Below are 17,948 nucleotides of genomic sequence, written 5' to 3' on the forward strand. Positions count from 1 at the left end.
CTCTTCCGATGACCAAGGACAACTCCGCCGTGCCTTCCACCGTTGCAGACCCCGGCCCCCGTTCGCTGGAGGAGCTGGAGGCGCGGCTTGCCCGCGATCTCGACCTGCTCACCCTGCCGCCGGCCGACTGGGTGCCGGCGCAAGAGGGCGGCGTTCTCGACGTCGCCATCGTCGGCGCCGGCATGGCCGGGCTGACCGCCGCCTTCGCCCTGCGCAAGGTCGGCATCTCCAACATCCGGCTGTTCGACCGGGCCCCTGCCGGCCGCGAGGGACCGTGGGGGACCTATGCCCGCATGGAGACCCTGCGGTCGCCCAAGACGCTGACTGGTCCGGCGCTGGGCTTCGCCAACCTGACCTTCCGCGCCTGGTTCGAGGCGCAGTTCGGCCGCACCGCCTGGGATGCGCTGTTCCGCATCCCGCGTCTGCAATGGCTGGAATACCTGACCTGGTACCGCCGCGTCACCGGCGCGCCGGTGGGAACGACACCGCCTTGACGGCGATCTCCGGCGACGCCGACGGCGTGACGCTCGACCTCGACGGTCCGGAGGGGCGGCAGCGGGTGCGGGCGCGACGGGTGATCCTGGCCAACGGGCGCGACGGTCTGGGCGGCCCCTTCGTCCCGGCCTTCTGGAAGGCGGTGGACAAGCGGTTCTGGAGCCATGCCCATGAGCCCATCGACTTCGATGGCCTGAAGGGCAGGACCGTCGCGGTGCTCGGTGCCGGCGCCGGTGCGGTGGACAATGCGGCGGAGGCGCTGGAGCGAGGTGCCGCCAAGGTCTACATGCTGATCCGCCGGGCGGAGCTGCCGCGCATCAACAAGAGCCTGGGCGCCGGCCATCCCGGCATCGTTCTGGGTTTCCACACCCTGTCGGACGAGCGGCGCTGGGCCTACAACCAGTACATCGCCGACACCGGCGTGCCGGCGCCGCACAATTCCATGCTGCGCTGCTCGCGCCATCCCAACTTCTCGCTGCTGACCGGCTGCGCCGTCGAGGCGGCGGAGGCCGAGGGCGGCCGTCTGGTCCTGCGCACCGGACGCGGCACGGTGACGGTCGACCACGTCATCCTCGCCACCGGCTTCGCGCTCAATTGGGAGCAGCGGCCGGAACTGGCGGAAATCGCCCGCCACACCCTGCTGTGGCGCGACCGCTATGTCCTTCCCGGCCATGAGGCCGGCGAGTTCGCCCAGCATCCCTATCTCGGCGCCGATTTCGAGTTCCTTGAGCGCAATCCCGGCGAGGCGCCCTGGCTGAACCGCATCCATGCCTTCAACTACGCCGCGGTGCTGAGCCACGGCAAGGTGACCGGCGACATCCCCGGCATCGACGCCGGGGCGGAGCGTCTGGCCGACAGCATCACGGCGGCGCTGTTCACCGAGGATTACGACTATCACTGGCAGCGGCTGATCGGGTTCGAGACGCCGGAACTGCTGGGCGACGAATGGACCGAAGCGGAGGATTTCCAATGAGCGCCACCGCTGGCGATATCGCCCACATCGCCCCCGACCTGATCGACCGGCTGGCCGGCCTGTCCGACGCCTCCCCGCTGCTGGCCCTGCGCGCCCGCCGGGCGGAGATCCGCACCCGCACCCAGGCGGCGCACGACGCCCTGCTGGCGCCGCGGCGGCCCGGCCTGTTTCCGGCCGCAGAGCGCACCGCGGTGGCGGAACGCATCGCGTCGCTGGCCGGCAACGACACGCTCGCCGCCCATTATCGCGGGCTCGCCGCCGGCACCGAGGCACGCCCGGCCCTGGTCGCCCATGCGGAGCGGGTCACCCGGTCCCCGCGCAACTCCCGGCCGGAGCATCTGGGCGCGCTGGAAGCGGCGGGGCTCGATGCGCACGGCATCGTCGCGCTGTCGCAGCTGATCGCACTGGTGAATTATCAGGTCCGCCTGCTGGCCGGACTGCGGGCGCTGGCGGGCGGTGCGGCGGAACCGCCGTCCGCCCCGCTGCCCGCCGGGGCACCGGTGCCGGTCGATGCGGACATCGGCTTCACCACCGACGTGCTGGACTGGAAGCCCTGGCTGCCCCCCGTGCTGCTGGAGGATGCGACGGAGGAGCAGCGGCTCGCTCTGGCGGTGACGCCGTCCAACATCGCCATCGGCGCCTATTCGCTGGTGCTGGCGCATGAGCCGGAATCGCTTCTGCACCGCACGCCGCTGTTCAATGGCATCATGTACGCCCCGCGCGGCCTGCCCCGGGCCGAGCGCGAGTTCGCGACCGCCGTGGAATCGGTGCTGAACGGCTGTGTCTATTGCGCCTCGGTCCACGCCCGCCGCTTCGTCGAGCTGACCGGGGGCAGGGACGCGGTCGATCTGCTGTTCACGCAGGGAATTTCCGGTCAGGACGACCCGCGCCGCCATGCCATCGCCCAGGCCGCCGCCCGCCTGACCGCCACGCCGGCCGCCCTGACGGCGGAGGATGTCGTAGCGCTTCGCCGGGCCGGAGTGGAGGACGGCGAAATCCTGGATCTCGTCCTGGCGGTCGCGATCTTCGCCTGGGCCAACCGCCTGATGCTGAGCCTGGGCGAGGCCGTGCGCTGAACGGAGCCTTGGCCGGATCGAAAGGCCTGTCCGAAGCAGCGGTCAGGCCCTTCACCGGGCATCCGCGGCAGCCACGACACCCCCCGCCTGGAGACGGCCGACGGGAAAGCCGCGGGCTTCATCCTCGCCCCCGCCTCCGGCGCCGAGCAGCAAGTCGATCCTGTCGCGCAGGGCCAGCAGCGCCGACCGATCCTTTTCCGCCAGATCCGGCGCTGTGTCGATCCGGTCCAGCTGGCGAACACAGCGCCGCACCGCCGACAAAGCGCGCGGGACTGCCGGCAGCGCCTCGCGCCGCATCCGCCGTGCCTGCCGCACGGTGAGCGCTCCGCCCGCCGCCTGCCGCCACATCTCCGCCTGCGCCGACGCGTCGCGCCCCCGCGCGATCTCCACCAGCAGCGAGCGCGACACCACCCGCCGCGCCTGCGGATATTCCATTTTGATCCAGTCCGGCAGCCGGTTCAGGCCCAGCATGTCGCCGATCCAGCTCGTGCTGCGCCCGACCAGCCGGGCCAGAGCTTCGCGTCCCCAGCCCCGCTCCACCAGCCGCTGGAGCGCTTCGGCCAGTTCCAGCGCGTCCAGCCCCTGGCGCTGCATGTTCTCCACCAGCGACAGCACCGCGGCGCCTTCATTGGTTACCGGCACCGCCGGCACGCCGGCCCGGCCGAGCGCCTGCATCGCGCGCAGCCGCCTTGCGCCGGCCAGCAGCTCGTAACGCCCATTCCCCAGCGGACGGACCATGATGGGCTGCAACAGCCCGACCTCTTCGATGGATCGGGCGAGCAAATCCAGCCCGTCGCCGTCGATGCGGCGGCGGGCATGGCTGTCGGGCACGGCGATGGCGGCGACGGCAATGCACGCGGCGTCACCCATGGCGGCAAGGCTCATGGCACACGAACTCCTGGGGCGCGGGGGAATTTGCGGGCGCAGCTGGCCCGCTGGCGACGACGACAGTGCCGAGCTGCAGGTATATTGTCAACATAAAGGAAATAAATCTTAATCAGTAGCAGCCTCATCATGCTTGCCGAGGCCGTACGTTGTAGATTCCTGATTTTGGCACATGACCGATCGCGTGCCTTTTGTGGGAGCTAGGGCCCATGGTCGCGTATAATTTCCATAATACAAATTACGTGTTTTTTACCGACCTTTGGCGCGTCTTCCACCTCCCACCGGCCCCCCAGGCCTATGCGGCGTCGCATAATACGTTTCCTGCATCGGATCCTCTATCGACCGGGCCGCTTCGGCCTATGTCCCTTCCTGGGCCGTCCGCTTGATGCCTGCTGAAGCACCTGACAGGCTCTAAAGCCCCAAGCGGTCCAGAATGCGGCCGTGCTGCACGACGCTCCAAACGCCCAGCGGCCACAGGGCGTGGAAACGGATCGCCTTCGGCTCGACGACCGGCAGGTCGAGCCTGGCGGTACTCCCGTCGATCAGCCGCCGCGCCAGCTGCTCGGCAATCGCCGTTCCCAGGGCCACGCCTCGTCCATTGCAGCCCAGATAGGCAAGCACGCCCGGCGCCGGTTCGTGCAGATGAGGCCAATGGTCCTTCGTGATGGCAAGCCGGCTGTTCCAGCCATGGGTCCAGCGCAGGCCCGCAAGCTGGGGCCACAAAATCTCCGCATAGTCGGTCAGATAGGCCAGCGGGGCCGGCGTGCCGATCGGCCGCATCGGGCCGCGGCCCCCCATCAGCAACCGCCCCCTGGCATCGATCCGGTAATAGACGGTGATCTGGCCGCTTTCGTAGACCGCCGGACGGTCGGGCAGGACGCCCCGCAGGCGGTCATCGCCGAGCGGCTCGCTCGCCGCGATGGCACTGAACACCGGCACCACCGTGCGCCGCAGCCCCTGCCAGAGGTCGTCGGTGAAGCCGTTGGTGGCGATCAGGATCTTCTCGGCCTCGATGGTGCCGGCCGGCGTCTCGATGGACCAGCCGCCGGGGCGCCGGTTCAGCGCCCGTGCCGGCGTGCGGCCATGGACCGCGGCACCGGCGGCGATGGCCGCCGCCGCAAGGCCACGCACATAGGCGAGCGGATTCAGATGGCCGCCGCGCCGGTCGAGCATCGCGCCGTGATAGGCCGTGGTGCCGGTGGCGCCGGCCGTCTCCTTCCGGTCGAGGAAGGACACCGGCATGCCGCGGATCATGCATTGGCGCGCGGTCTCCGCCACGCCGCCTGTCGATCTGGCGCTGCGCGCGACCCGGAGCGTGCCGCCTCGCCGCGCCTCGCAGGCGATGCCCAGCCGGTCGATCAGCGCGAAGGTCCGGTCGGTCGTCTGATAGGCGAATTCGACCATCCTGGGGCCGAGATCGGGACCCCGATCCGCTCGATCCCGTCGGGATCGAACTTCAGTCCGGGATTGAGCTGGCCGCCGTTGTTCCCCGAGGCGCCCCACCCCGGCTCGCCACTGTCGATCACCACGGTGTCCACCCCGGCTTCGGCGAGATGGAGGGCCGTCGTCAGCCCGACGATGCCGGCGCCGACAATCGCCACCGAGGCCCTGCGCGAACCGTCGAGCGGCGGGGTCGGTGGAGCCGGCGGCGCGTCGAGCGAATAGACATTCGGAGGCAGGGCGAGGGGGCCGGTCATGATGGCAGCTTTCCGGAAGGGGGACGGCTTTTCCGTGGTCTCCTCAGGCCGGTTCGGCCGGCAGGAAGATCTTGCCCGGATTCATCAGCCCGTTCGGATCGAGCATCTGCTTGATCCCGCGCATCAGCATGAGTTCGTCGGGGTTCTTGGTCCGCGCCAGCCGCTTGCGGTAGGTGTAGCCGACGCCGTGCTCGGCCGTGATGCTGCCGCCGATATTCATCGCGATGTCGTCGATGATCACGTCGATTTCGTCAGACGCGGCCTCGAACGCCTCGGCCGTCGCGAACCGCTCGTGCGGGAACAGCACCACGACATGGATGTTGCCGTCGCCGATATGGCCGACCATCATGACGTTGGCGTCGGGATAGGCGGCGAGCACCGCAGCCTCGACCCTTTCGACGAAGGCCGGCTGTTCGGCGACCGGAACCGAGGTGTCGTGCGACATCGTCTTGCCGGCAAGCTTGAATTCGCCGGTGACGCCATGGCGCAGCTTCCAGATCGCCTCCTCCTGGGCGAGGCTGGAGCCGATGACGGCGTCGCTGACCAGACCGGCCTCGAAAATCTCGCCAAGGAACGCCTCCATGTCCGCCGCCAGCGGGGCGTCAGGCCGCAAATCCCCCACCTCCAGCAGTAGATACCAGGGGGCCGGCTGGGCGAAGGGCATCACCGTGCCGGTCACGTATTTCAGCACGAAATCCATATAGGACGAGCCGATGATCTCGAAGCTGGATATCCGCTCGCCGAAGGTCTTCCGCGCCTGTGCGAACAGGGTCAGCACATCCGCCACGCTTGATATCTGCATCATCGCGATGGAGCGCGAGCGGATGGCCGGGAACAGCTTCAGCGTCGCGGCGGTGACGATGCCGAGCGTGCCCTCGGCACCGACGAACAGCTGCTTCAGGTCGTAGCCCGAATTGTCCTTGCGCAGCCGGCGCAGCCCGCCCAGCACCGTGCCGTCGGCCAGCACGACCTCCAGCCCGAGCACGAGCTGGCGCATGTTGCCGTAGCGCAGAACGGCGATGCCGCCGGCGTTGGTGGCGATGTTGCCGCCGATCTGGCAGCTGCCCTCGGCGCCGAGGCTCAGCGGGAACAGCAGCCCGTCGCGGGCCGCCGCCGCCTGGATGTCGGCGAGGATGCAGCCCGCCTCCACCGTGATCGTCTCCTCCGCCGCGGAAACCGCGCGGATGCGGTTCATGCGGTCGAGGCGCAGGACGATGCTCGGCCGCGGTCCGACCGGCGTGGCAGCGCCGCACAGGCCGGTGTTGCCGCCCTGCGGCACGATGGCCACCCCGGCCGCGGCGCAGGCCTTCACCACGCCGGACACCTCCGCCGTGCTCGCCGGCTTGACCACGGCCAGCGCCTCGCCGGTGTAGCGGCCGCGATGGTCGGTGAGGAAGGCGGCGGTGTCTGGGGCGGCGGTGACGACATACCGTTCCCCGACGATTGCGGTCAGTTCGGCAAGCAAGGCATCGTGGGTCATGGCATTCGCACCGATGGCAGCGGCAAGAGGCGGGAGAAGAGAGCGAAACGGATGACGGGATCGTCCGGCGGTCAGGTCAGCATCCACTCGGCATAGCGTTTCTGCATCGCCGTGTAGTTCTCGCTCCACCATTGGGAATCGACGATCACGTTCTTGCCGTTGGTGAGGTCGGGCAGATACTGGCTGGCGGGACCGCCCTTCACCTCGTCCAGCGCCGCGACGCTGTTCGGCAGATAGTAGCCGCGCGTCGCCCAGGCGACCTGACGGTCCGGCCGCAGGCAGAAGTCGATGAAGCGCATCGCCGCTTCCTTGTTCTTCGTGCCCTTGGGAACGGCGAAATAGTCGAGCGAATTGATCGTCTGCGCGAAGGAGAAGTCCAGGCTGGCGCCTGCCTTCTGCGCCGACTTGACCCGGTTGAAATAGCTGTAGGAGAAGTCGGCCTCGCCCTGGACGATGGCGTTCACCTGATCGGGGGTGGTGGCCGCCCATTTGCTGACATGCGGCTTGATGCGGTCGAGCATGCGGAACGCCCGCTCGACATCGAGCGGATAGAGATCCTTCGGCGCGACGCCGTCGGCGATCAGCGCGGCCTCCAGCGTTTCCGACGCCAGGGACCGCATCACCCGGCGGCCGGGGAAGCGTGCGACGTCGTAGAATCCGGCGAAATCGACGGGATGCTTGCCGTCGGGAGAGCGCTTGGCATCCCAGACCAGCCCGCCGCTGTAGAGATAGAGCGGCATGTAGTCGGGAGCCGCGGCCTGCACCAGCGGACCCGGCTTGATGATCGAGAGGTCGAGTTCCTCCCACAGCTTGTCGCGGGCGCCGGAGGTGGCGAAGGCGGCGGGGGCGTCGATGACGTCCCACTGCACGGCCTTGCTCTGCACCTGCGCCTTCACCTTGGCCATGTCGCCGTTGTCGACCAGCGCGACCTTGATGCCGGTCTCCTGGGTGAAGGGGTCGGCGAAGATTCCACGCACCATCTTGTTGTAGTCGCCGCCCCAGGAGGTGACGGTGAGGGTGGTGTCGGCGGCATGGGCGCGGCGGGAGAACACCGCCGGAGCCGCCGTCAGGCCCATGATGCCGGCGAGGCCGGCGGCACCGCCCTTCAGCAGCCCGCGCCGCGAAGTCAGGAACGTCGTCTTGGTCATGGGCACTTTCCCCCTCGTCTTTTCGGCAGTGGTCAAAACCGGTCGGCGTCAGCCGGCGGGCAGCGTTGTGTTGGGCGGTGGTGGCAGCAGCCGGGCGTGGTCCATGGTCCAGCCGGCGCGGACCGTCTCGTCGCGGCGGGTGCCGGCCCGGCCCGGCTGGTTGAGTTCCTGGACGATGACCATGCTGCCGTCGGCGCAGCGCACGAAGTGCCGCACCACCCCGCCGAGCAGGATGGAATCCTCGATCCGGCCGGCGACGCTGGTGGGATCGGCGCGGTCGGTCAGCATCATGTTCTCCGGCCGGACCAGCAGGACGCCGCGGTCGCCGGGCCTGACCGGCCGGTCGGGCGCCGGCACCGGGAAGGCGCCGAGCGCGGTCTTCAGCGTGACGGTGCCGCCCTCCCCCGCCGCGATCTCGCCGGGGATCAGGTTGGAGCTGCCGATGAACTCGGCGCGGAACACGGTCTCCGGCTTGAAATAGAGGGTGTCGGGCTGTCCCTGCTGCTCGATCCGGCCGCCGTTCATCAGGACGATGCGGTCGGACGTCGTCAGCACCTCGTCCTGGTCGTGCGTCACGTAGAGCATGGTGATGCCGAGTTCGGCATGGAGCCGCTTGATCTCGAGCTGCATTTGCTCGCGCAGCTTCTTGTCGAGCGCGCCGAGCGGCTCGTCCATCAGGATCAGCGCCGGATTGTAGACGATGCAGCGGGCGAGCGAGACGCGCTGCTGCTGCCCGCCCGACAGTTCGCGCGGCTTGCGGCCGGCGACGTGGCCGAGCTGGATCAGGTCGAGCACCCCGGTGACCTTGCGCCGGATCTCGTCCTTGGGCAGGCCGCGCACCTGCAGGGGGAAGGCGATGTTCTCGAACACCGTCATGTGCGGCATCAGCGCGTAGTTCTGGAACACCATGCCCAGGCCGCGCCGGTTGGTCGGCAGGGTGGTGGCGTCGCGGCCGTCGATGACGATCCGGCCGGAACTCGGCGCGATCATGCCGGCGATCAGGTTGAGCAGGGTCGATTTGCCCGAGCCGCTCGGCCCCAGCAGCGTGACGAACTCGCCCTTGGCAATCGACAGGTCGATGCTGTGCAGGGCCTCGAACTCGCCGTAGCGTTTCGTGACGCCCTGGAGCTGGACCATGGCGGGAGCGGACGGAGCGGTCATGAGTGCGCCTCGGTCTTGCGCTGCAGGGCGATGATGCCCAGAGCGATGAGCAACGACAGGACGGTGAGCAGGGTCGATACGGCAGCCAGGACCGGCGTCAGCTCCCAGCGGATGGAGCTGTACATCTTGACCGGCAGCGTCATGGCGTCGGTGCCGGTCAGGAAGTAGGCGACCACCACCTCGTCCAGCGACATCAGGAAGGCGAAGAGCGCGCCGACGGCGATGGCCGGCCCGAGCTGGGGCAACACCACGCGGAAGAAGACCACCCGCCGCGAGGCCCCCATGATCGACGCCACGGTCTCCAGCGCGATGTCCGAATGCTGCAGTCCCGACATCACCGAGATCATGATGTAGGGCGTGGTCAGCATGACATGGGCGAGGACGACGCCTGCGGTGGTGTCGAGCAGCCCCCAGTTGGAGAATTGCAGATAGAGGCCGAGCCCGAGGACGATGACCGGCACCAGCATCGGCATCATGAAGAGGCCGCGCAGCAAACCCCGGCCGGGCAGCTCCGACCGCGCCAGCGCATAGGCGGCGGGCACCGCCAGCAGCAGGGCGATCACCGTGGTCGCAACGGCGACGACCAGGCTCTGCACCATCGATCCCCACCAGGCCGGATCGGTGAAGAACTGCCGGTAGAGCCCGAGGGAGAATTCCCGCGGCGGGAACTCGATCTGTCCGGAATTGCCGAAGGAGATCGGCACGACGATCAGGCTCGGGACCAGCAGGAAGAGATAGCAGAGCCAGGCGGCGGCGGTGACGAGGCGGCGGGCGGTGTGGCTGGAGCCGAACAGCGGGTTCATGCCGCACCTCCCGACAGGCCGCCGCGCACCCGTCCGAGCATCGCGACCAGCAGGCCCGAGATCGCCAGCAGGGCCACGGCCGTCGCCGAAGCGGCGGTCCAGTCGAGCGTCTGGCGGGTGTAGAAATCGACGAGGTTGGCGACCATCATGTCCTGCCGCCCGCCGAGCAGGGCCGGGGTGATGTACATGCCGATCGACAGCGTCACGTTGATCAGCACCCCGGCGACGACGCCCGGCATGCTGAGCGGCAGGATGATCTTCCAGAAGATGCGCAGCGGGCCGGCGCCCATCGTCTCGGCGGCGAGCACCAGCCGGCGGTCGAGCGCCAGCAGGCTGCCGAGGATCGACAGGATCATGAAGGGCAGCAGGAAATTGATCATGCCCAGCACCACGCCGACGCGGTTGAACATCATCGGCAGGTTGATCTGGCCGCCGCTGAGGAAGCCGAGCAGCTGGTTGACCAGCCCCTGGTTGCCGAACACCGCCACCAGCGCGAAGCTCTTGACCAGGATGCTGGTCCAGAACGGCAGCATCACCATCACCAGGCAGGCCGTCCGCCGCCGAGGCGGCTGGGCCGCCAGATGCATGGCGACCGGATAGCCGAAGATCAGGCTGACCAGCGTGCCGGTGATCGCGATCTCGAAGGTGTTGCGCAGGACCTTGAGGAACAGGGTGCTCGACGCCAGCTCGGCGTAGGCCCGCAGGGACAGCTGGCCAGACAGCTGGCCGTCATAGAGGCTGGTCCACAGCGTGAGGCCGAGCGGATAAAGCAGGATGGCGAACATCAGAACGGTCAGGGGGGCCAGAAGCACTATCGCCGACCAGGGACCGAGACCCGATGCGCCCGATGCGGTGGATGAACTGGTCAACGCAGCACGTCCTTCAGTTCCGGCACGGGATCCGGGGGGCGCCTGCGGCGCGCCCCGGCGGGGTGTGTTGAAACTATGGGCGCCAATTTTCAGTTAGGCAACGGGTATTTTCAATATTCTAAAAACAGCGGATCGGTTGCCGTAGGGGATCCGCATGGGCGCCGCATCAGATGTCGGCGTTCACCCAGAACACCGTGGCCGGCCGCGCGCTGCTGTTGGCGAAGCGGTGCGGCTTGTCGCTGGAAAAGGCGAAACAGTCGCCCTCGTAGAGCATGAAGGTCTCGCCGTCGATCTGCAGTTCCAGCGCGCCGGACAGGACGAAGCCGATCTCCTCGCCCTTGTGCGTGTATGGCTGCGCACCGGAATTGCAGCCCGGCTGGATCGCCATGAAGAAGCCGCGCAGCCGCTTGCTCGCGACCGGGGACGCGACGTCCTTGCGGATGCCGTCGAGGTCGAGCAGCTGCGACCGCTCCCCAGCCCGCACGATATAACGGCTTTCGGTGGTCTTCGACGAAGACGGGTCGATCAGCCAGGCCGGCATCACCCCGAAGGCGGCGGCGACCGTGTAGACCGTCCGCACCGTCGGCGACACCAATCCGCGCTCCAGCTGCGACAGCGTGCCGATGGACACGCCGGTCGCCTTCGCCAGATCGGTCAGCGTCATGCCCGCCTTGAGCCGCACATCCCGGATCCGCTGCCCGAGCTTCTGCGTCTCCTCATCCACATTGGTGCCGGCAGTGGCACCGTTCGCCTGGACGCGCTCGGCGCCATCCTCAGCGGTCTTCGTGTGCGGCATCGACGTGGCGCATCCGTTCCTGTGATCAGGACCGATGCCGGCGAAGCCGGGCGGTCCCATAATGATCGCCAGGATAGCAACCGGTTTCAGTTGTGTCAGTTCATTTTTCAGAAAACCAAAAATTTGCGGTGGAGCGATCCGCCGGGATCACCTATCATCCCGTCACCCGATGATGGCCCAATGGCCTCTCAACCGACCCCCCCTGGCGGAAAGAAACCCCCATGTCAGCGACGATCGATTGGCACGCTCGCGCCGCCGCGCTCAGCGTCACCGGCAGCGCCTTCATCGACGGACGCCATGTCCAGGCCCGCTCGGGCAAGACCTTCGACTGCATCAACCCGGCGACCGGCAAAATCCTGGCACAGATCGCCGCCTGCGACGTCGAGGATGTCGACCATGCGGTCGCGGCTGCGCGCAAGGCCTTCGAGTCCGGGGTCTGGTCGCGCATGGCGCCGCGCGAGCGCAAGAAGCGCCTCGCCGCCTTCGCCGACCTGATCGCCGCCAACACCGAAGAGCTGGCGCTGCTCGAGACGCTGGACATGGGCAAGCCGATCCGCGACAGCCTCGCGGTTGACCTGCCGCTATCGGCGCAATGCATCGACTGGTATGCCGAAGCCATCGACAAGCTCTATGACGAGATCGCGCCGACCGCGCCGACCGCGGTGTCGCTGATCCGCCGCGAGCCGCTCCGCGTCGTCGCTGCGGTGGTGCCGTGGAACTTCCCGCTGCTGATGGCCGCCTGGAAGCTCGGCCCGATCCTCGCCGCCGGCAATTCGGTGATCCTGAAACCGGCGGAGCAGTCGCCGCTCACCGCCATCAGGCTCGGCGAGCTTGCCGCGGCGGCCGGCATTCCCGACGGCGTGTTCAACGTGCTTCCCGGCTTCGGCGAGACCGCCGGGCGCGCGCTCGGCCTGCACATGGACGTCGACGCGGTGGCCTTCACCGGCTCGACCGAGGTCGGGAAATACTTCCTCCAATATTCCGGCCAGTCCAACATGAAGCGGATCGGCCTGGAGTGCGGCGGCAAGAGCCCGAACATCATCCTGGCCGATGCGCCGGATCTCGATGCGGCGGCGACAGCAGCGGCCTGGGGCATCTTCTATAACCAGGGAGAGGTCTGCAACGCCGGCTCGCGCCTGATCGTCGAGCGGAGCGTGAAGGACGAGGTCGTCGAAAAGGTGATCGCGGTCGGCGGCGCCATCAAGGTCGGCGACCCGCTCGACCCGGCGACGGAGATGGGCGCCATGGTCGATGCCCGGCAGGCCGAACGGGTCATGGAATACATCGACAAGGGCAAGGCGGAGGGCGCCACCCTCCGGCTCGGCGGCAAGCGCATCGCGTCGGACGGCTGCTTCATCGAGGCGACGCTGTTCGACGACGTCACCGGCGGCATGACCATCGCGCGCGAGGAGATTTTCGGCCCGGTGCTGGCGACCATCGCCGCCGACGACGTGGACGATGCGATCCGCATCGGCAACGACACGGCCTACGGTCTCGCCGCGGCGGTCTGGACCCGCGACCTCAACACCGCCTTCAAGGCGTCCTCCGCCCTCCGCGCCGGCGTGGTCTGGGTCAACTGCTTCGACCATGGCGACATCTCCTCGCCCTTCGGCGAATTCAAGCAATCCGGCTTCGGCCGGGACAAGTCGCTGCACGCGATGGAGAAATACACCGAGCTGAAGGCGACCTCGATTCACCTCGGCCGCTGACGCCGGCAAGGGGAAGGGCCGGGCCGCCTCCCTGCGACCTGCCCTGCCCTGCCAAAATCCGCATAAGGAGACCCTGCCCTTGCCGCTACCGATGTTCCGCGGGCTGATCCCCGCCTTCCCGACGCCGCTGAACGACGACGGAACGCTCGACGAGAGCGGGCTCGAACGGATCGTCGCCTACCAGATCGAGCGCGGCGCGTCCGGGCTGCTCCCGCTCGGCGGTACCGGCGAAGCGGCCTCCTTCGACCTTGCCACCAGCCGCCGCATCATGGAGGTCACCGTCTCCGCCGCCGGCGGGCGCGTGCCGGTGATCGGCGGCGTGCTCGCCCCCGGCTTCGGCGGCGCGCTCGACATCGGACGGATGTGCCGGCAGGCGGGCGCCGATGGCCTCATGGTCATCCCGCCCTATTATGCGCGCACCGACCAGGAGGGGGTGCTGCGTTATTTCCGTGCGCTCGCCCCGGAACTGGGACTGCCGATCCTCTATTACGACAACCCCTTCCGCAGCCAGATCGTCACCGCGCCGGAAACCATCGCCCGTCTGGCGGCGGAGCGGCTGATCGTCGGCATGAAGGCATCGAACACCGATCTCTACCATCTCGACCGTCTGTCGAAGCTGCTCGACGAGGATTTCAGCCTGCTGAGCGGCCAGGACACCCTGTTCGTCCAGCAGGTGATCCTCGGGGCCAAGGGTGGCATCCTGACATCGGCCGCCCTGCTGCCCGGCCATTGGGCGAAGATTCAGGCGCTCGCCGAGACCGGCAGGGTCGCCGATGCGCTGGCCGCCCAGGGCAGGCTGAACCCCCTGATGGACGCCCTGTTCGCCGAGCAGTTCCCCGAGGCCGTCCGGCGGGCCTTCGCCCTGATCGGCCTGCCGATAGGCCGCTCGCTCCCGCCGGTCGGACGCCTTTCCGACGCCACGGAAGCGGCTCTCGCCGCCGCGGTCGCGGCGTTGGTGGCGGACGGCACGCTGGCTTAGAGGCTGTCTGGTGCTATTGAAGCGCCAGACAAACTCTGAGCTTTTAGTTTTCTTTGTGATTGGGATCACTACACGAAAGTGCCCCTCGACTTTGCGCGTTGTGGGTTATAATTCCTATCAGACGCCGATCCAGAAGGTGGCCTCGTCGGCGATGAAGGCGTGAGCCTCGTTGTGCCACCGGACACTCGGGGATAAGCCACCAGGACAGGTATCGATAGCCGGTGCAGTTGTGGTAGATTAAGTCTTTTGATCAGGAGCCGAGCTATCCGTTTCTATAGGTTAGCAGATGCTTTGGGTTCTCCAGCCAATCATGGCCCGAAGGTGAGGCGCGAGGTCGCCGGTACTAGATTAAATGAATTGGCTTAGAAGCTGGATTTTTTGGGATTGTCATCTTCTCGTGCCGATTGCAAGGGTTAGCAGGGCAGAAAAGCCAGTCGCCGGAAACGGCGGCAGGCAAATCGAGCTTGTTCCGCGGGACAATCAAGGCGGTGTCGACAAAATATGGCTCGTTGACAGTTCTTTTTCGGAACGGTGGTGGATCACATTGAGGTTGCCGCTGATAGGTGGCTCGGCGACGTAGCGAAATAGGTTTCATGGACGACGGCGTGATCGGCCGTTAGGTTCAATGGATTTCTGTGTTCGTACACACCAAACGAAGATATGCAATTTAACCAGATCTGGTCGCAGTCTACGACTGCAACGTACGCTCGGTCTTGAATGGTAGGACCCGCCAACTAGGATTGCCCAAGTAACTCATGTGGAGTTTAAAATCTTGATTGTTGCTTTAGTGGGATCGTCCTCCTTTGATCGATTCTTCAATCTAGCCCATGACGAGTTGCAACGGCGCGGCCATAGCGTGGCGCGGTTCTTAACGCGAAAGGATCTGCTTGCCGCAGTTGATGCGCTGCAGTGTTTGGAAATCCTTGGCGCGTCCTCAAGCTTTACAGCCGACCGGGAGTTGTTTGCCAAGATGCCGCGTTTGCGCGCATTGGTTTCCCCGGTCACAGGGGTCGAAGGGTTCGATGTTTCGGCCGCGACAGCAAACGGCATACTCGTGGCGAATGGCCAAATTACGGAAAACTCCGTCAGCATGGCCGAGGCCGCAGTTCTCTTCACGCTGGCTTCGCTCTATGACCTTCATGGCACTGAGCGCTGCCTTCGCGAAAACCTGCCGCGTCCCTCGCAGGTCCGTGCGCGGATGCTCATGGGAAAGAAAGTTGGCCTGATAGGCTTTGGCAAAATTGGACAGGCTATCGCGGAACGGCTGTCTGCATGGGGTGTGAGGCTCGTCGCCTCGGTGCGCACGACGCGACCGATGCCCGCATATGTCGCCGCGCAGAGCCTCGATGAGGTGCTCGCGACAAGCGATGTCGTTATCATGGCGGCTGCGCTCAATCCTGAATCACGAGGAATGCTGGATCTTGACGCGTTGCGCCGGATGAAACCGGACGTGGTGTTTGTCAACATCACGCGGGGCGGCATCGTCCCCGACGATACACTCGCCGCGCTCGCCGCAGAGCGACCTGCTATGCGCATCGCCCTCGATGTGTTCGACCCAGAGCCGCTGAAAGAGAATAGTCCGCTGCGCGACCTTCCAAACGCCATCCTTACCCCACACATGGTAGGACATACGGTAAAGTCTCAGATGCGTCTGCCGGAGGCATTCTGCGAGAACCTTCTAGCGGTGGCAGAGTGGCGGGTGCCTGAATACGTTGTCAATCCTTCTGTGATCGAAACGTGGCTGAGAAAACAGGACAGCGCACAGCTATAGTTGCGACGTAAGCGGTGTGAGCGCACCCTTCACCGGTTCCCCGGGATCACCGCATGGGGCTGTTGCGGCGGGCCTTGAAGTGTTCGCGAAGTCCGGGGATTGCCTTGGCCAGGGCTGATAGTCGGCCTCGATGATAGGCGTTGTGCCGATCAGAAGAGGGTGCAAGGCCTGGAACGTGGTGTGCTCAGGCTTGTCCGGGTTGGTCATGCTCTTCCAGGCGCGCGGTGCCAGCCAGGTTGCCATGAGGAAGCCGAAGGACCAGAAGATCGGGTCCAAGCCTCCGGCATGGTGGGGCGGCAGTTGCGGCTGGTAGAGATAGGGAAATTGCGCCATCGTTTCCGACAGGTGGTCCCGGACCAGGAGCTTGAACCGATCCTCGAGGCGGACATTATTCCGTGGGCACCGTCAAGTTGGCGGCGGCGGGATTGCCGGGGGCGGTCGGGCTGGGTACGGTAGGGGCATGACGACGCGTTCCTATCCCCGCTTTTCCGGCTACCGCTACCCCGCCGAGGTCATCATGACCGCAGTGTGGCTGTACCATCGCTACCCTCTGAGCCTTCGGATGGTCGAGGAGATGCTGGCGGCGCGCGGCATCACGGTGAGCTAGAGGAGAGCGCGATAGGTGTTAGTTCGACTTCGCGTATTTGGGGACACTTGTCCTGTCCTGCGCGGGCGTCGCAATACCGTCGGCGAAAGGTTGTTGGCTGGTCAACGTCCGACGACACCGCAGGTGCCCCATGCCACGCCCAGCCGTCTCTCTTCCCCAAACCTTCGTAGCTTGGCTGTGGCCCTATTTGGATGCATTTTCGGGGCGCACCCGCTCCACGGTAGCGGCGCTCGCGGTCGGTGCGGTGCTGGCGGTTGGTCCCCGCACCGTCGCCAACCTGCTGCGCACTCTCGGCTTGGCGAACGATCCCGGCTTCGCCGCCTTTCACCGCGTGCTCAACCGGAACCGCTGGTCGGGGCTGAAACTCGCACGCACCCTGCTGAACGCCCTGGTCGACACCTTCGTCCCGGACGGCCCGATCGTCATCGGTGTCGACCATACTCTTGAACGGCGCCGGGGAGCCCATGTTCGCCCAGCAAGCCATTGCTTCAACTCCGTCCGGTCCTCGACGGAGCAGACGGTCACCAGCCGCGGATTGCGCTGGATGACCGCCATGCTGCTGGTCGAGGTTCCCTTCGCCGGCCGCATCTGGGGACTGCCGGTGCTGAGCGCGTTGGTGCCAAGCCGCTCCTGGTGTGAGACGCAGGGCCGGCACTATCGGCCGACCACCACCTGGGCCCGGGCTATCCTGCTGCGCCTGCATCGCTGGCTGCCGGACCGGCTTCTGGTTGCCGTCATGGATGGCGAATTCGCCGCGCTGACCCTGCTCGACGCCGTCAGCTCGCACATGGTCGCGATCACTCGGCTGCGCTTGGATGCGCGCCTGTTCAATTCGCCACCAGACCCGCCCTTGACCTTGCGACAGGTGGTGAAGGGCGCCCGCCAACCCAGCTTGCGGGCCTGTCTGACCGACAAGGCTACCGTCTGGCGCCGGGCCGCCCAACCAGGCCGAACCCGGTGGCGCTCCAGCGGCTGGATCGACTATGCCTCCGGAACGGCGCTGTGGCACCACCAGGGCAAGCCGATCGTGCCCATCCTCTGGGTGATGGTGCGCTATCCCGATGGCCGGCGCGATCCGGAAGCTTTTCTGTGCACCGACCTGTCGGTGTCGCCACGCACCGTCCTGGAATGGTTCAACCGCCGCTGGGCAATGGAGACGACGTATGAGGAGAGCCGTGCTCATCTCGGCATCGAGACCCAGCGACAGTGGGCAGACCCGGCGGTATTCCGCACCGCCCCACTGCTGTTCGGGCTTTACTCGTTGATCACGCTGTACGTCCATCAGAATGCCGGCCGCCTCGCTCTGTCGCCCCGACGCGCCATCTGGTATCCGAAACCAGCGCCGACTTTCGCCGATGCCTTGGCCCGTCTGCGCCAGCACCTGTGGTTCGAACAGGCCGCCACGCCCGCTGAAGGTGACATGCTCAGAACGCCGCCATTGTTCCTTCGACGGCTCGTCGATGTCGCCTGCTACGCGCCGTAACCGCCCATCATCCGCA

At 66.8% G+C, this 17,948-nt stretch carries 13 protein-coding genes and 3 pseudogenes; 7 read left to right on the top strand and 9 right to left on the bottom strand.

Features of this window, described 5'->3' with window-relative positions; all coding sequences use genetic code 11:
- The first annotated feature begins 8 nt into the window (after positions 1-8).
- Both ABNQ38_RS34960 and ABNQ38_RS34965 read left to right on the top strand, forming a co-directional pair.
- A pseudogene (locus ABNQ38_RS34960) lies at positions 9-1,468 on the top strand (FAD/NAD(P)-binding protein).
- Positions 1,465-2,544, top strand: a complete 1,080-nt coding sequence (locus tag ABNQ38_RS34965; protein ID WP_377811183.1) for a CMD domain-containing protein — start codon at positions 1,465-1,467, stop codon at positions 2,542-2,544. The pseudogene ABNQ38_RS34960 and the gene ABNQ38_RS34965 overlap by 4 nt, the downstream one beginning before the upstream one ends.
- Before the next feature lie 51 nt (positions 2,545-2,595).
- On the opposite strand, the gene ABNQ38_RS34970 is transcribed toward ABNQ38_RS34965, so the two are convergent.
- From ABNQ38_RS34970 to ABNQ38_RS35005, 8 genes and pseudogenes are all read right to left on the bottom strand, one after another.
- Positions 2,596-3,429: a ParB/RepB/Spo0J family partition protein gene (locus tag ABNQ38_RS34970; RefSeq protein ID WP_377811184.1), complete on the bottom strand. Its 834-nt coding sequence runs from the start codon at positions 3,427-3,429 to the stop codon at positions 2,596-2,598.
- A 411-nt stretch (positions 3,430-3,840) separates the two neighbouring features.
- Positions 3,841-5,126 (bottom strand): annotated as a pseudogene (locus ABNQ38_RS34975) (NAD(P)/FAD-dependent oxidoreductase).
- 43 nt (positions 5,127-5,169) lie between these two features.
- The gene (locus tag ABNQ38_RS34980; protein WP_377811185.1) at positions 5,170-6,606 is read right to left on the bottom strand and encodes an FAD-binding oxidoreductase; all 1,437 of its coding nucleotides are present in this window, start codon (positions 6,604-6,606) and stop codon (positions 5,170-5,172) included.
- A 71-nt stretch (positions 6,607-6,677) separates the two neighbouring features.
- Positions 6,678-7,754, bottom strand: a complete 1,077-nt coding sequence (locus ABNQ38_RS34985) for a polyamine ABC transporter substrate-binding protein (RefSeq protein ID WP_377811186.1) — start codon at positions 7,752-7,754, stop codon at positions 6,678-6,680.
- Between the two features lie 48 nt (positions 7,755-7,802).
- Positions 7,803-8,915: an ABC transporter ATP-binding protein gene (locus tag ABNQ38_RS34990; RefSeq protein ID WP_377811187.1), complete on the bottom strand. Its 1,113-nt coding sequence runs from the start codon at positions 8,913-8,915 to the stop codon at positions 7,803-7,805.
- Positions 8,912-9,718 (bottom strand): ABC transporter permease, encoded by an 807-nt coding sequence (locus ABNQ38_RS34995; RefSeq protein WP_372395481.1) that lies wholly within the window; start codon positions 9,716-9,718, stop codon positions 8,912-8,914. The genes ABNQ38_RS34990 and ABNQ38_RS34995 overlap by 4 nt, the downstream gene beginning before the upstream one ends.
- Positions 9,715-10,587: an ABC transporter permease gene (locus ABNQ38_RS35000; RefSeq protein WP_377811188.1), complete on the bottom strand. Its 873-nt coding sequence runs from the start codon at positions 10,585-10,587 to the stop codon at positions 9,715-9,717. Before ABNQ38_RS35000 ends, ABNQ38_RS34995 begins: the two co-directional genes overlap by 4 nt.
- 166 nt (positions 10,588-10,753) lie before the next feature.
- Complete coding sequence (locus ABNQ38_RS35005; protein ID WP_377811189.1) at positions 10,754-11,383, bottom strand: cupin domain-containing protein; 630 nt, start codon at positions 11,381-11,383, stop codon at positions 10,754-10,756.
- Positions 11,384-11,604: 221 nt separating this feature from the next.
- Between ABNQ38_RS35005 and ABNQ38_RS35010 the strand changes: the two genes are divergently transcribed.
- From ABNQ38_RS35010 to ABNQ38_RS35020, 3 genes are all read left to right on the top strand, one after another.
- Positions 11,605-13,092, top strand: coding sequence for an aldehyde dehydrogenase (locus tag ABNQ38_RS35010; RefSeq protein ID WP_377811190.1), 1,488 nt, complete (start codon positions 11,605-11,607; stop codon positions 13,090-13,092).
- A gap of 79 nt (positions 13,093-13,171) precedes the next feature.
- Positions 13,172-14,071 carry a dihydrodipicolinate synthase family protein gene (locus tag ABNQ38_RS35015; RefSeq protein ID WP_377811191.1) on the top strand — a complete coding sequence of 300 codons (900 nt, stop codon included), beginning with the start codon at positions 13,172-13,174 and terminating at the stop codon, positions 14,069-14,071.
- A gap of 772 nt (positions 14,072-14,843) precedes the next feature.
- A complete protein-coding gene (locus ABNQ38_RS35020) occupies positions 14,844-15,842 on the top strand; it encodes an NAD(P)-dependent oxidoreductase (RefSeq protein ID WP_377811192.1) in 999 nt (332 codons plus the stop codon).
- On the opposite strand, the gene ABNQ38_RS35025 is transcribed toward ABNQ38_RS35020, so the two are convergent.
- Positions 15,837-16,175: a hypothetical protein gene (locus ABNQ38_RS35025; RefSeq protein ID WP_377811193.1), complete on the bottom strand. Its 339-nt coding sequence runs from the start codon at positions 16,173-16,175 to the stop codon at positions 15,837-15,839. The genes ABNQ38_RS35020 and ABNQ38_RS35025 overlap by 6 nt on opposite strands.
- Positions 16,176-16,302: 127 nt before the next feature.
- Between ABNQ38_RS35025 and ABNQ38_RS35030 the strand changes: the two are divergent.
- Both ABNQ38_RS35030 and ABNQ38_RS35035 read left to right on the top strand, forming a co-directional pair.
- Positions 16,303-16,446: pseudogene (locus ABNQ38_RS35030) on the top strand (IS6 family transposase); the annotation flags it as partial.
- Positions 16,447-16,579: 133 nt separating this feature from the next.
- The gene (locus ABNQ38_RS35035; protein ID WP_377811194.1) at positions 16,580-17,932 is read left to right on the top strand and encodes a transposase; all 1,353 of its coding nucleotides are present in this window, start codon (positions 16,580-16,582) and stop codon (positions 17,930-17,932) included.
- Positions 17,933-17,948: the final 16 nt, after the last annotated feature.

The organism is Azospirillum sp. A29 (genome assembly GCF_042604625.1).
Classification (GTDB): domain Bacteria; phylum Pseudomonadota; class Alphaproteobacteria; order Azospirillales; family Azospirillaceae; genus Azospirillum; species Azospirillum palustre.

What these genes read in the sequence shown, in the direction of transcription:
- ABNQ38_RS34965 (WP_377811183.1), top strand. Translation starts at nt 1,465, where the DNA reads ATGAGCGCCACCGCTGGCGATATCGCCCACATCGCCCCCGACCTGATC.
- ABNQ38_RS34970 (WP_377811184.1), bottom strand. Translation starts at nt 3,429, where the DNA reads ATGAGCCTTGCCGCCATGGGTGACGCCGCGTGCATTGCCGTCGCCGCC.
- ABNQ38_RS34980 (WP_377811185.1), bottom strand. Translation starts at nt 6,606, where the DNA reads ATGACCCACGATGCCTTGCTTGCCGAACTGACCGCAATCGTCGGGGAA.
- ABNQ38_RS34985 (WP_377811186.1), bottom strand. Translation starts at nt 7,754, where the DNA reads ATGACCAAGACGACGTTCCTGACTTCGCGGCGCGGGCTGCTGAAGGGC.
- ABNQ38_RS34990 (WP_377811187.1), bottom strand. Translation starts at nt 8,915, where the DNA reads ATGACCGCTCCGTCCGCTCCCGCCATGGTCCAGCTCCAGGGCGTCACG.
- ABNQ38_RS34995 (WP_372395481.1), bottom strand. Translation starts at nt 9,718, where the DNA reads ATGAACCCGCTGTTCGGCTCCAGCCACACCGCCCGCCGCCTCGTCACC.
- ABNQ38_RS35005 (WP_377811189.1), bottom strand. Translation starts at nt 11,383, where the DNA reads ATGCCGCACACGAAGACCGCTGAGGATGGCGCCGAGCGCGTCCAGGCG.
- ABNQ38_RS35010 (WP_377811190.1), top strand. Translation starts at nt 11,605, where the DNA reads ATGTCAGCGACGATCGATTGGCACGCTCGCGCCGCCGCGCTCAGCGTC.
- ABNQ38_RS35025 (WP_377811193.1), bottom strand. Translation starts at nt 16,175, where the DNA reads ATGGCGCAATTTCCCTATCTCTACCAGCCGCAACTGCCGCCCCACCAT.
- ABNQ38_RS35035 (WP_377811194.1), top strand. Translation starts at nt 16,580, where the DNA reads ATGCCACGCCCAGCCGTCTCTCTTCCCCAAACCTTCGTAGCTTGGCTG.